At 37.6% G+C, this 12,589-nt stretch carries 16 protein-coding genes; 9 read left to right on the top strand and 7 right to left on the bottom strand.

Translation table 11 applies throughout. The features are described 5' to 3' along the window. Positions 1-33: 33 nt before the first annotated feature. Both crcB (LC455_RS00890) and crcB (LC455_RS00885) read right to left on the bottom strand, forming a co-directional pair. Positions 34-393 (bottom strand): fluoride efflux transporter CrcB, encoded by a 360-nt coding sequence (gene crcB, locus LC455_RS00890; protein ID WP_317851387.1) that lies wholly within the window; start codon positions 391-393, stop codon positions 34-36. Then, on the bottom strand, positions 390-764 hold the full coding sequence (gene crcB, locus LC455_RS00885) for a fluoride efflux transporter CrcB (protein ID WP_223587682.1): 375 nt from the start codon (positions 762-764) through the stop codon (positions 390-392). The genes crcB (LC455_RS00890) and crcB (LC455_RS00885) overlap by 4 nt, the downstream gene beginning before the upstream one ends. 127 nt (positions 765-891) lie before the next feature. Here crcB (LC455_RS00885) and LC455_RS00880 point away from each other — a divergent pair, with 127 nt between their 5' ends. From LC455_RS00880 to LC455_RS00865, 4 genes are all read left to right on the top strand, one after another. Continuing rightward, positions 892-1,359: a CoxG family protein gene (locus LC455_RS00880; RefSeq protein ID WP_223587681.1), complete on the top strand. Its 468-nt coding sequence runs from the start codon at positions 892-894 to the stop codon at positions 1,357-1,359. Between the two features lie 119 nt (positions 1,360-1,478). Next, positions 1,479-2,717, top strand: coding sequence for a GGDEF domain-containing protein (locus tag LC455_RS00875; protein ID WP_223587680.1), 1,239 nt, complete (start codon positions 1,479-1,481; stop codon positions 2,715-2,717). Between the two features lie 43 nt (positions 2,718-2,760). Beyond that, entirely contained in the window at positions 2,761-2,904 is a 144-nt protein-coding gene (locus LC455_RS00870; RefSeq protein WP_223587679.1) for a hypothetical protein, read from the top strand. A gap of 87 nt (positions 2,905-2,991) precedes the next feature. Next, positions 2,992-3,783, top strand: a complete 792-nt coding sequence (locus LC455_RS00865) for a rhamnogalacturonan acetylesterase (RefSeq protein WP_223587678.1) — start codon at positions 2,992-2,994, stop codon at positions 3,781-3,783. Here LC455_RS00865 and LC455_RS00860 read toward each other — a convergent pair. After that, the gene (locus tag LC455_RS00860) at positions 3,780-4,703 is read right to left on the bottom strand and encodes an MBL fold metallo-hydrolase (protein WP_223587677.1); all 924 of its coding nucleotides are present in this window, start codon (positions 4,701-4,703) and stop codon (positions 3,780-3,782) included. The genes LC455_RS00865 and LC455_RS00860 overlap by 4 nt on opposite strands. 289 nt (positions 4,704-4,992) lie before the next feature. Here LC455_RS00860 and LC455_RS00855 point away from each other — a divergent pair, with 289 nt between their 5' ends. From LC455_RS00855 to LC455_RS00845, 3 genes are all read left to right on the top strand, one after another. Beyond that, a complete protein-coding gene (locus LC455_RS00855; RefSeq protein ID WP_223587676.1) occupies positions 4,993-5,196 on the top strand; it encodes a Fur-regulated basic protein FbpA in 204 nt (67 codons plus the stop codon). Between the two features lie 109 nt (positions 5,197-5,305). After that, positions 5,306-5,638, top strand: coding sequence for a nuclear transport factor 2 family protein (locus LC455_RS00850; RefSeq protein WP_223587675.1), 333 nt, complete (start codon positions 5,306-5,308; stop codon positions 5,636-5,638). A 37-nt stretch (positions 5,639-5,675) separates the two neighbouring features. Continuing rightward, the gene (locus tag LC455_RS00845; RefSeq protein ID WP_223587674.1) at positions 5,676-6,707 is read left to right on the top strand and encodes a threonine aldolase family protein; all 1,032 of its coding nucleotides are present in this window, start codon (positions 5,676-5,678) and stop codon (positions 6,705-6,707) included. 80 nt (positions 6,708-6,787) lie between these two features. Here LC455_RS00845 and LC455_RS31620 read toward each other — a convergent pair whose 3' ends face one another. After that, a complete protein-coding gene (locus LC455_RS31620; RefSeq protein WP_223587673.1) occupies positions 6,788-7,522 on the bottom strand; it encodes an SH3 domain-containing protein in 735 nt (244 codons plus the stop codon). 5 nt (positions 7,523-7,527) lie between these two features. After that, a complete protein-coding gene (locus tag LC455_RS00835) occupies positions 7,528-8,448 on the bottom strand; it encodes a hypothetical protein (RefSeq protein WP_223587672.1) in 921 nt (306 codons plus the stop codon). A 233-nt stretch (positions 8,449-8,681) separates the two neighbouring features. On the opposite strand from LC455_RS00835, the gene LC455_RS00830 reads away from it, so the two are divergent. Beyond that, on the top strand, positions 8,682-8,888 hold the full coding sequence (locus LC455_RS00830) for a Fur-regulated basic protein FbpA (RefSeq protein ID WP_223587671.1): 207 nt from the start codon (positions 8,682-8,684) through the stop codon (positions 8,886-8,888). A 165-nt stretch (positions 8,889-9,053) separates the two neighbouring features. Then, entirely contained in the window at positions 9,054-9,428 is a 375-nt protein-coding gene (locus LC455_RS00825) for a nuclear transport factor 2 family protein (RefSeq protein WP_223587670.1), read from the top strand. Positions 9,429-9,553: 125 nt separating this feature from the next. Here LC455_RS00825 and LC455_RS00820 read toward each other — a convergent pair whose 3' ends face one another. Together LC455_RS00820 and LC455_RS00815 are read right to left on the bottom strand one after the other, a co-directional pair. After that, the gene (locus LC455_RS00820; protein ID WP_223587669.1) at positions 9,554-11,380 is read right to left on the bottom strand and encodes an APC family permease; all 1,827 of its coding nucleotides are present in this window, start codon (positions 11,378-11,380) and stop codon (positions 9,554-9,556) included. Positions 11,381-11,639: 259 nt separating this feature from the next. Beyond that, a complete protein-coding gene (locus LC455_RS00815; RefSeq protein WP_223587668.1) occupies positions 11,640-12,584 on the bottom strand; it encodes a DMT family transporter in 945 nt (314 codons plus the stop codon). Positions 12,585-12,589: the final 5 nt, after the last annotated feature.

Raw genomic sequence — 12,589 nt, 5'->3', positions numbered from 1 at the left:
TTTTGGGAAGGTTGTTTTAATTATTTCATCACCCTAAAAAAAACTTCCAACCAAATACCCAAAATAAGCCAGCGTAATACCTGCCCCATAAGTAACGATGGTATAAAGGATAAAGTCCTTTTTATTTTTTTTAAAGAATAACTTTATCATTTCTAATTTCAGCGTTGAGAAGGTTGTATAAGCCCCCATAAATCCAGTTCCAAATAATAATACAATCATGATATCAGCTTTCGCGCCAGTGATCACACCTAAAAGAAATGCACCCGATAAATTAACCGTCAATGTTCCCAATGGTATGGCAGATTCGTGATTTAATCGTTTACTTATGGAATATCGAGCATTCGCCCCGAAAAAACCACCAATTCCGACTATTATCAAATGCAGGATTGTCACGATTTTTCCACCTCATTATTGACCTTAAATCCTATTCGGCTCATAAATAATCCTCCAATAATACTGACAAAAACATAAAGAACACCCAGTAACATATTTCCGGATTGAAACAATTTAACGGTTTCCACACTGAGAGTTGAAAAAGTGGTAAAAGAACCGACAAAACCGGTACCGATTACAGTAGACATCTGAGGTGAGAAAGAGAACTTCTTGAAAAAATTGGTTGTCAGCCAGGCCAATAAAAAACTCCCAAATAAATTAATCAGTAAAGTTGCGAATGGAAAAGTGCTATTCGTAAAAAAGGTCATTCCAATTAGATATCTTAATATCGCACCTAATGAACCAGCTATACCTACAAAAAGATAAATCAAAGCGAATTTTACCTCCTCTATAAAAGACTGCACCAACTAATTTTAAACTCTTATCGTCTCAATTAACAACACAAACTCCATTTGAATATAAATAAATGAATAAAAGCCAATGGAGGAGGAGTACGCTTTGAAAATCAATTATGAACACTCCTTTGAATTACCTAGGTCTATTGTATGGAAATATATTAAAGATGAAAATGTACTTAGAAACTCTCTCCCTGGATGCCGTTATTTTGAAGAAAGATCGACTGGAAATTACCTGGCTGAAATTGAAATTCATTTAGGACCAATTAAGGATATGTTTAAGCTGGAAATCTACACGATAGAAGAGGATCCAGCTTCAACCTACCGACTCCATGTAAAGGGAAAAGGGAACCTTGGAGAATTAAATGGCAATGGAGTTTTGCTTATTACAGAAAATCATGGGGGTACCAGCCTTTCATTCATGACTGATGCAGAGATCACTGGAGCACTCGCCTTAGCAAGCAAGCGCATATTAGACGGAACCGCTGATAAGAGTTTGGCAAACTTTTTTCAAAAAATGGAGAAAGAAATCAAAAAGAGAATTTATCTCTTGAAAAAAAGAAGCAGATGATGGTCTTCGATCAACTGCTTCTTTTTATTTTGCAGTAAATTAAAAAACGTTTGTATTCTAAAAACAAGGGGAATCTAGACATAGACGCATTCAAACTGTGCTTCGAAAGGAGGGGGACTTTGACGAATAGGGCAAGAATATTCATATACATATTATTCGTTGCCGCTGCGGCCTTGGCGATCTGGTCAAATCGTGTTCCACTCCAAAACACACTTTTTATCAAGGCAGTGATCCTGTATTGGTTTTTTAGTACGCTTTATTTTCATTTACGTACCATGAGCCGACAAGGAAATGTGACACTTGATTATGGAATGAACTACAGTTTGTCTTTTGTCATGTTCTCCGGGCCGTTAGGACTACTTATTTTCGAAACGATCTACCGATTTAGCAATTATTTTTATAAAAAGATCACCAAAACCGCGGATCCGGACGAATTCGAGCACATTTTTTATAACGTCGGATCGTTTGTATTACAAAATACTATTTCCTATTTTGTGTTCCAAGCCTTACAACAATATTTTCAAGCGATACCATTTGGCTTTTGGATTTTAATGTTTTTCCTGGCAACAATAAATGCTGTTATATCAGATACGTTCCTCACGATCATCTTCTACTTTTTAGGGGAAATAAAATCGAGGGAGGAGGTATTTCAATTTTTTAAAAGTAGAAGTATTCCCGATATGGGGAAAATCTCGTTCACAAACGGAATGTTATTTGTCTTCTTTCAGAAAGGACATTGGGAGATATTAATCAGCTTCTTTATTTTGAATTATTTGGTTAACCATTCCTTTATTACAAAATCTCAATACCTGCAAAATAAGCTGGAACGAGACCAATTTGAACAAATGGCTTATACCGATTTTTTAACAAGTGTTTCCAATCGTGCCTTAATGGATAAAAAGATGGCAGAGTTAAATCAAGGAAATGAATCAATTGGGATTGTGGTCACTGACTTGGACAAATTCAAAACCATCAATGACAATTATAATCACGCAGTCGGTGACAGGGTAATCCAGCATTTTGCTGCAACCTTAAAAAGCTATCTTAATCAGGATGATTTTTTATTCAGAAGCGGAGGGGAAGAATTTACGCTTTTCTTGAGGAATCGAGGTTATGATCAAACGGTGGCTCTGGTAGAAAAAATAAGACAAGGTGTTGAAAACAGTCAGGTTCCAGTAGAGTTTAATGGAGAAAACGTATCAATCCCCTATACTGCATCCTTCGGCCTTTACTTTTATGATGTAACCGAAAATATATCCATGGAGAAGGGATATATTTATGCCGACCAATTATTGCTTCAATCCAAACAGCGCGGCCGAAATCAATTATCAGCTAAAAATGAGCTCATACATATATAAAAATCGAAAGTCAAACACTATAATTAAAGAGGGGGGTGTAAACATGACAAATGAAACAAAAGAATATGTTGCAGCTTCACTTTCACCACAATTAATCAATGAAATTCAATCACTTGAAGAAAAATTAAGTGAGCAAGCCCATAAAAAAGTAGTCGTAATTGCTTATGAAAATGAGACAACAACGTGAGATAATTTTTGCTAATAATGAGTTGGCTAAAACCTTCATCTAATTGAAGGTTTTTATCATGCGCTTAAGCATCAGGAGGAGAAACATTTGAAAAAGAAATGGTACCTGAAAGGTATTTTAATGCTAACAGTCATATTGTTAGTATTTAGCGGGTTGAAAACCTATAAATCAATAGCCAAACAAAATAGCAGGATAACAGTGTATCTCGCCGGTGATTCCACTGTTGCAAATTATCCCAGCAATCGGGCACCGAGGGCTGGGTGGGGGCAAATGCTCCCTCAAATGTTCGATGAACAAATTATCGTGAAAAATGAAGCCGTCCCGGGGAGAAGTACGAAAAGTTTTATTAACGAAGGGCGGTTACGCAGTATTTTAAAAAAAATTCATAAGGGAGATTACTTGCTCATTCAATTCGGCCATAACGATGAAAAAAGCTATGATTCATCCCGTTACACAGATCCTGCCACTTCCTATCAACGTTATTTAAAAGAATATATTGACGGTGCCCGAAATAAAGGGGCCATCCCAATTCTTGTAACACCGGTCGAAAGAAGGAATTTCTCTACCGACGGTAAGGCTTTGTCCACCCACGGACAGTATCCTGATGCAATGAAGGTGGTTGGCAGGAAGGAGAATGTCCCTGTCATTGATCTGACGTCGAAAAGTATGGCACTTTATCAACAACTTGGACCAGAAAAAACAAAGGAGTTTTTTTTATTCCTGGAAGCTGGAGAACATCCAAATTACCCTGGTGGAGTACAGGATCCGATTCATTTTCAAGAAAAGGGTGCAAGGGAAATCGCCAAACTGATTGCGGAGGGAATTGCTGGGCTTAACCTGCCTCTTCAAAAACATATATTAAAAAACGGAGGCTATTAACAGCCTCCGTTAGTTACAGTTTCCCCAATCAACAATACCCTTAATTGCTCCTTTGGTAATTGCTTTTTATCCCATTCACGATATAACCTCTCTAACGCTTCAGGGCCAGTATCATCAGCTAACCGATAGGCGCCATAATGCATCGGAACAAACAATTTTGCTTTTAATTCCAAAAAAGCTTTAACACTATCTTCGGGCGAGATATGGGATGAGGCCATAAACCACTCTGGCTCATAGGCCCCAATTGGCATAAACACCGTATCGATGTGAAAGCGATCTCCAATTTCATTAAAGCCCGTGAAATAGCCGGTATCTCCAACAAAATAAAACGTTTCTATTTGATTCTGGATAACCCAGCCGCCCCAATGGGACGAATTCATATCTGTCGCCGTTCTTCGTGTCCAATGCTGAGCAGGCACAAAGTGGAAAGTAAGTCCTTCATGTATAACCGTTTCCCACCAATTCAATTCGATAACCTGATGATAACCTTTTTTGAGAAAAAGCGATTTTAATCCGATTGGTACAAAAAATTGAGGATTCCCTTTTAGCTGCTTGATCGTCTGAAAGTCCAAGTGGTCGTAATGGCCATGAGAAATGATCACAACATCTATCTCGGGCATGTCCGTCAATGGGATTCCAGGCACAGTTAATCTCTTTTGAAACCCCATCCGCTGTGCCCATACAGGATCCGTTAAAATATTGAGTCCATTTAATTGAATCAGGAAAGTCGAATGGCCGATCCAAGTATAAGTGGTTTTATTTCGATTTTCCTGTAGTTCTTTAACCATTTTACTTGCACTTTGCTCGATATTTACCGATAAATCCTTTACCTTGCTTTTTCGTTCTTTTTGCCATCTCATCATGTCTTTAAACGTTTTGTTCGTACTGACATTCTCTAAATTAGCATATTTTTTTCGCATGTAATCACCTATTATTGTTCGCAAAAATGAATCTGGCTTGATTATAACAGGAAATAGGGGGTCCATCAAAAATATTTCATTTATTAAGTCTAAATAACATTTTGTTTAAGAATCGATAAATAGGTGTCAAATCGACAATTTTTTCTAATTTAAGGAATTACAATGGCATTTGTGGGAAGGAGTTGAAACAATATTTTTTAATTAATGAATATTTTTTAGTTCTTTCGTCGTTCTATTCTAAGCAATTTTCACAGTAAAATCCCAAAAGCAAACTAGGAGGTTTTTCGTTTTGAAAAATAATCTTCGAAATGCTTGCCAGCAAAAAAGGCAACATCTAATCGATGAACTCCTTAAATTAGGAGTTTTTAAGAAAAATAATAAGCATCTTTATGAATGGACACTGCAAGACCTTGAAGAAGAATATGTTCAATTGAAACAGGTAATTTGGATTCAAACCAATCCAAGTGCCGGAAAAGCATCGCAAACTTTATAAGAAAGCAAAAAAGCCGGTTTTTAAAAGCTGGCTTTTGTTGCGTTCAGTTAGAATATTAAGATTATGATATTATTTATATATCATTTAAGAATTTGAAAGGAGCTTAGTTATGTCGATTGAAAAAGTGGTACAAAAACAAATTGAATTTTACAATAATCAGGATTTAGAAGGGTTTGCAACGACTTACTCAGATGATATTACCGTGTTGACTTTCCCGGATAATACAATAACATTAAGCGGCAAGCAGGCACTAATTGAACGATATACAGAAACCTTCAAAAAGAAAATGTTCGCGGAAATCAAAAACCGTTCCATAGTTGGAAACAAGGTAATCGACTGGGAGATCGCAACCAATGGACTAACGGGTGAAAGCACAGGCTTAATGGCTATTTATGAAGTGAAGAATGATTTAATTTCTAAGGTTTGGTTTATTAGGGAATAAAATCGGGAGAATACATATTTTAATGGGAGGACATCAAATGTACAGTTTTAAGAACGATTATAGTGAAGGGGCACATCCTAGAATATTGAATGCTTTAATCGAAACCAATTTTGAGCAGGAGGATGGCTACGGGGAAGATTGCTACACTCAAAAAGCAGTAGACCTTTTAAAGGAAAGAATCGGACGAGAAGATATAGATATCCACCTTATCGCTGGCGGGACACAAACAAATCTTATTACGATCTCATCCTTTCTAAGACCACACGAGGCTGCTATTGCGGCAAACACCGGTCATATTTTTACACATGAGACAGGGGCGATTGAAGCAACTGGGCATAAAATTCTAACAGTTAATGTCGATGATGGGAAACTAACCCCTTTACACCTAAAGCAAGTTCTGGATTTTCATACAGACGAACATATGGTGAAACCGAAGCTTGTATACATATCCAATTCCACAGAAATTGGCACCATTTATAATAAAAGCGAACTGGAGAAATTAAGTGAATTTTGCCGTAATAACAATCTGATTTTGTATATGGATGGCGCCAGATTAGGGTCTGCACTTTGCTCTACAGAAAATGACCTTACATTAAATGAAATTGCAGCACTTGTGGATGCCTTCTATATTGGCGGAACGAAGAATGGAGCCCTAATTGGTGAAGCATTAGTCATTTGCCGCGAATCATTGAAAGAAGATTTTCGGTTCCATATGAAGCAAAAAGGAGCACTGCTTGCGAAAGGAAGACTTTTAGGTATCCAATTTCTTGAGCTTTTCAGGGAAAATTTATTTTTCGACCTAGCTATGAATGCTAACAATATGGCTGACATGTTAAAACAGGAACTGGTTAAAGCAAATTTCAAGTTTCTAACACATTCACCATCCAATCAAATTTTCCCAATTTTGCCTAATTCTTTAATTACTGAACTCCAAAGTAGGTACTCTTTCCACATTTGGGAAAAGGTCGATTCAGATCACTCTGCAATTCGGTTAGTTACGTCCTGGGCAACAAAAGAGGAAGTTGTTTTAGCTTTTATTAATGACCTGAGGGCAATTAAAAATGCATAGAAAGACGAAGCGTTAATCCAAGGAGGATTAACGCTTTTTTCGTGGGATTTATATGATAAGTAAATATCCCCCTCAATTAATTATTTTTCCCTGACAATCAAGGCTGAAATCCAGCCTTCGATCCCGTTTGCGGTTTGAACTTTTAGCCACTTAATTCCTTTGGAATCTATTTGTTCTTCATTCAAAAAGTGCATGATTTCTCCATTTGTAATCGTGTATAGACGGGGCGCAGTTAGTGTGGGTGCTTCCCGAATATTTCCGCCTTCTTTATACTCCTTATTTAAAATGAATTCTTTTGGATTAGGGGAAGCCACGGATGCTTGTCTGGGCACATGTTCTTGGTTTAACCATACCTCTGCTTTCTTCCATTTTTGTGTATACCACTTATTTGGATTGTTCATGATGGCTGCAGTCAGCAAAATTACTAAAGTTGTAGCAGAATAGAAGGTCCATCTTTTAATCCTTGTCTTATTCCTTCTCCGTTTCTTGAAAAGCTGAATCATTTTGTTGAAAAATCTTTCGAACAAGGCAAACATTTCTTCAATGTAATCAATCCAAACAGATATACCGGCTTTTCCTGCTTCTCTCCGGCTTCTTTGAATCGTGCAAAGAAGTGCCATGATGGGGTAAGAAATAAGATAATACATTTTTTTCAATAAACGGACCAACAAGTTGAAGAAGGGAGGAATAATGTACAACAAAATCAGCCTTGCGAGTTGCAGGAGGACAAAGAGAGCCAAAAAAAGGCGCAACCATTCCGGCAGGAAAGAAATAAGTGACCAGATCCAAAACAGCTGATTTAAAATGGATTCCACAATCGCTATTCTCCTTTATTGAAATAGGATAGGAGTTCTCTTTTATGACCAGTAATCTGTTTTTTTTCATTGGTATTTTCCTGATTGACGGGGAGAGAGGGAAATAATTTTTTTAGCTTGGCCGATCTTTGTTCCGCCTCAAACTGGTCAATAGTGTGATCATTGATCAAATAAAAAAGTTGTTTGTTTACCTCATATTTGAAAGTTTGATTTTGGCTAAACTCCGATTCCACTAACCGCTTTGCCATTTCATTTTTTTCCCCAAGCTTCCCTGCAGTGATAAAATCTCCAGCTTGAAGGGCTTCTTTAATCGAGGCCGATATCCGGCGAGCTTCCTCCAAGTCCAGAGCCTCTTGATAGGCAGATAGTTCAGCGTTCCGGTCTAAATCGGCGATCGCCTCATCATGGCGTTGGTCCCGAATACTTTGCCTGATCAAAACACGAATATTTCGAACAACAACTCCGGCCTCCCTTAACACTTTAACAAGTGGCGAGGTTTGAAAAAATTCTTCAATATGCCGGGCAAAACTAAGATCCTCTTCAATAGGATAAAATCTTGCTTCCGACTCCACCCAGAAGGGCAGATTATTGTTAATAATGTGGCCAAATTCTCCAGCATTTTGTTGAACTAATTTTTCAGGGTGTTCAACGGCAATATCGATAAACAGATTGACAGAAAACCTTCTTCCTCTTGTTGCTGAAGGGACTTCCTCCTTATAAGTGATGGTATGCTGCTGCATATTGACTGTATAAACCCTTTTATATTTACCTATCCGCAATTCACTACGTGACAAACGCTCCCCATTTTTAACAGCAAAGTATTTATTGTGATTATTAACATAAACAAAAGCATAAGTCATAGATGACGCCGGCGGTTTTTCCAAAAAGCTAAATTTCACTTCTTTAACATCTTCAATAAATTGCATTAAGTCATTCCCTCCAGTTAACTTTTTTCATTGAGAGAGCACTTACCCTTGTCCACATTCTATGCGGACAATCGGAAGAAAAGCCCCATATCTTTGCAGAAATTGGGGAATGAGGGAGTTAAATATTAATTCATACTTTACAGATAGGAATTGTAAGTTTATAATAAAAATTAATCAAATTAAAAAATTATTCAGACCGAATTTAAAGTTGTTATTTTCAGGGGAAGGTTTTAGTGAAAACTAAAGGAGTGTTCATGATGAGAAATAACGATGAAAAAAAGCGGCAAAAACTTATCAATAAACTAATATTCTTAAACGTTTATAAAAAAGAAGATCAACAGCTTCATTCGCTGCCACTTTCAAAATTAGAAAATGAGTATAGGAAATTTAAATTACAAAACCATCCGCATGGTGAGTTTGGCTCTATTCAATGGGTATAAAATTGGATGGTTTAAGGAAAAGAACAAATGAGGGTTTGGGGCTTAGGCCCTTTTTCTTTTGCTCTTTTGTACTTAACATGTTGGTGTAATTTCAATACATTGGATATATAATGGAACTACAAATACATAACTTTGAAATCTATTAATAAGAAAGGATGAATGGCAATGAAGAATTCTTTAAGAGAGAAGGCTGTGTCGTTTTTACAGCTGGTTGCATCGGGGGATGTGCGCGAAGCATACAGTAAGTATATTGGCCCTGATTTCCGTCATCATAATGCCTTTTTCCGTGGAGATGCTGATTCTCTTATGCTCGCAATGGAAGAAAACGCCGCTAAGAATCCTCACAAAACCCTTGAGGTAAAACGTGTAATCGAAGAGGGGGATACCGTTGTGGTTTACTCCCATGTTAAGCAAACGCAAGAGGACTTTGGGGCAGCTGTGGTTCATATCTTTCGATTCCGTAACGACCTTATCGTTGAGTTATGGGATGTAGGTCAGCCCATACCGGAAAATTCCCCCAATGAAAATGGCGTGTTCTGATGCATTAGAATTGTTGTTATGAAGCGGGATAGCTCAGAAGAAGAAAAAATAAACCAGAAAAAGGGATTCCAAAAATAACTTTTGGAATCCCTAATATTTTGTTTACCAAATACCAAAAATGCATGTTATTTTTTGAATCGAAATGGCACGGTTGAAACAATTACATTTTTTTGATAAATGAGGTAGAGTCGTAATAATAAGCTTGATTGGTTATGCAAGATATCGTGCCATCTTTTCTTTGTAATAAATTGAGGAATCAATACGGTAAGGGTGTACTTTTGTTCATTTGCCTTTTCCTCAACAATTTCGATAAAGCGTGCAATCGGTCGTAATAAGCTTCTGTAGGATGTATACAAAGTCACAAGCCGAATATCTGGCTGCCATTCCTTCCATTTATCCTCCATTTGTTTTTCACTTTCACGGTCAAAGGCTACATAAACGGCAATGACGGAGTCACCGATTAACTTCGCATAGTTTAATGAGTTTTCTACAACCTTGGTAATCCCAGCGACCGGGACAATGACAATGTTGCCCTCTAACGGAAGAGCATCATCACCTGTTGCAATCCTAAGTTGTTCACCCACTGCATCATAATGCCTTTTAATCCGATGGCACACAAAGACTATAAGCGGTAAAAAGATGAGAACATACCATACTTGAGAAAATTTTGTGATAAAGAAAATGATCACAACCGTTAAAGTAATCAGTGCGCCAATTAGATTAATGGTCATTTTCAATAGCCAGCCAGAAGGTTTTTCTCTTATCCATTTCACAATCATACCTGTTTGCGACAGTGTGAATGGGATGAATACACCTACCGCATAAAGGGGAATAAGCTGTTCTGTTTCTCCTCTAAAGATGACAATCAATATAATGGATGCCACACTAAGAGTAAGGATTCCATTTGAATATCCTAGTCGATCCCCGCGATTTAGGAACATTCTCGGTATATACTTGTCAGTCGCGAAGTTAACCGCTAACAGAGGGAAAGCAGAGAATCCAGTGTTCGCCGCTAGTACCAGAATAAGAGCCGTAGTTCCCTGGATAAAATAATAAAGGAAGTTTCTCCCAAAAACCTTAGATGCCATCTGGGAAACAACTGTTTCCTCTGCTTTAGGAGAGATCCCCAGCCAATAGGCTAAAAACATTGTTCCCGTGAAAAGAACCGCTAGAATGATGCCCATCATCATTAAAGTATGGACTGCATTTTTAGCTTCTGGTTCCTTGAAATTCGGAACAGCATTAGAAACCGCTTCGACTCCTGTAAGAGCCGAGCAGCCTGATGAAAAGGCACGCAGTAGTAAAAATAGACTTATACCAGGTACAGCTGTCCCAATTGGAGTATGTAGATGGGAAGGAATCTGTCCGCTAACAATTTGCCACAGTCCCACTACAATCAGAAGGACTAACGCAACGACAAATATATAGACGGGATAGGCGAGGACAGAAGCTGATTCCGTAATACCTCTGAGATTCAAAATCGTAATCAAAATGACTAAGATGGAAGCGATGGGCACATTATAGGGATGTAATAGTGGTAATGCCGATGTAATCGCATCCGTACCAGCTGAAACACTAACGGCCACTGTTAAGATGTAATCGACTAATAACGAACCGCCTGCTACTAATCCTGCATTTTTCCCCAAGTTACTTTTGGAGACAACATAGGCACCCCCGCCATGAGGATAAGCATAGATAATTTGACGATAAGACAAAATTAGCGCAGCTAAAAGAATAAGGACACCTACACCAATCGGTATCGAATACCAGAGAGCAATAAGACCTAAAGTAGATAACACTATGATAATTTGTTCTGGGCCGTATGCCACAGAAGAAAGGGCATCGGATGACAGAATGGCAAGTGCTTTTAATTTACCTAATCGTTGTTCGCCTAATTCACTTGTTTTCAGCGGTTTCCCAATTAAGGCTCGTTTAAACATGGAATATCGCATAAAGTACCTCCGTAAGGTATAAGCAATTGAATTGCTTTTAACCATAGGATTATATTACCCGCTAAAATCTTATATAAATCATCATACGCAAATACAAAAAAGAACACTAAGATTTTACTTACTGTTCCTAAAAATACATCAAAGAGCAAATAAAGCTCTTCCTAACATATGTAATATATTTATCAATATAACCTAGAAAGAATGATTTAAAGAAAAATACTTTTGTTGGCTAAAGTGGGACTTTATTAAAGCCCCTCTATCAACTTACTCTGAGGGGCTCTTCATTTTTTGAAGGCTGGCTTGTACTTGAAGAAGGCTCTTTATTCAAAGCCAACAAAAATATCATGCCAATAATACAAGCTGTACCAACCCATTGGAAAGAACTAAAGGGTTCTTTTAGCCAAAAGACTGTTGTTAAAACAGCTGCTAGTGGCTCTATGCTGCCTAAAAGACTTGATTCTTTAGGCTCCAGACTTTGTAAGCTTTCTATAAAGAACCAAAATGCAATCATAGTACCAAATACGATAATAAAGGTTAAATACCAATAAGCTTTTAAAGGTAAACTTGAAAAGTCCATTTGCCAAGACGGATGGATAAAACTTAATGCAAAACCACCGATAATCATAGCCCATCCAACAATGACAAGGGAGTCGTATTGCTTCAATAATGGAACGGCATATAGAGTATAGAATGTTAAAGCTATTCCAGATAAAACACCCCAAACGATGGCAAGGGTTGGCACAGATAACTGAGAGATGGAGCCGTTTGTTAATAAGAAAAAACAACCAACTAAAGCAAGCGTTACTGTAAGCAAATCTCTTCGTGTTAAGACCGTTTGTTTCCGAAAAATTAAATATAAGATAATCATAACAGGTGCTAAATACTGTAATAATGTTGCGACAGCAGCATTTCCATGTTTAATAGAAGCCATATAGGTGTATTGAACCGAAAGCATACCCACTAACCCGAAGATAATCAAATGAATAGCGATCCTCCGATTTTTCCAAACCCCAAGTATCTGGGAACGGTCTTTAATGAAATATTGAACCGTTAAGAGTAAACAACCAGCTATGAGCAATCGAATCGTAACCAACCAATCCACATCGATTTGATACTGCTGAAAAAGCTTTTTGGCAACTGTGCCACCGATTCCCCAAAATACCGCTCCCGTTATAACAAGAAACATTCCCTTTCGTCTATTCATGGTTG

The sequence above is a fragment of the Neobacillus bataviensis genome (assembly GCF_019969725.1).
The sequence above is the reverse complement of the archived record's forward strand: the minus strand, read 5'-3'. Positions and strand labels throughout refer to the sequence as shown.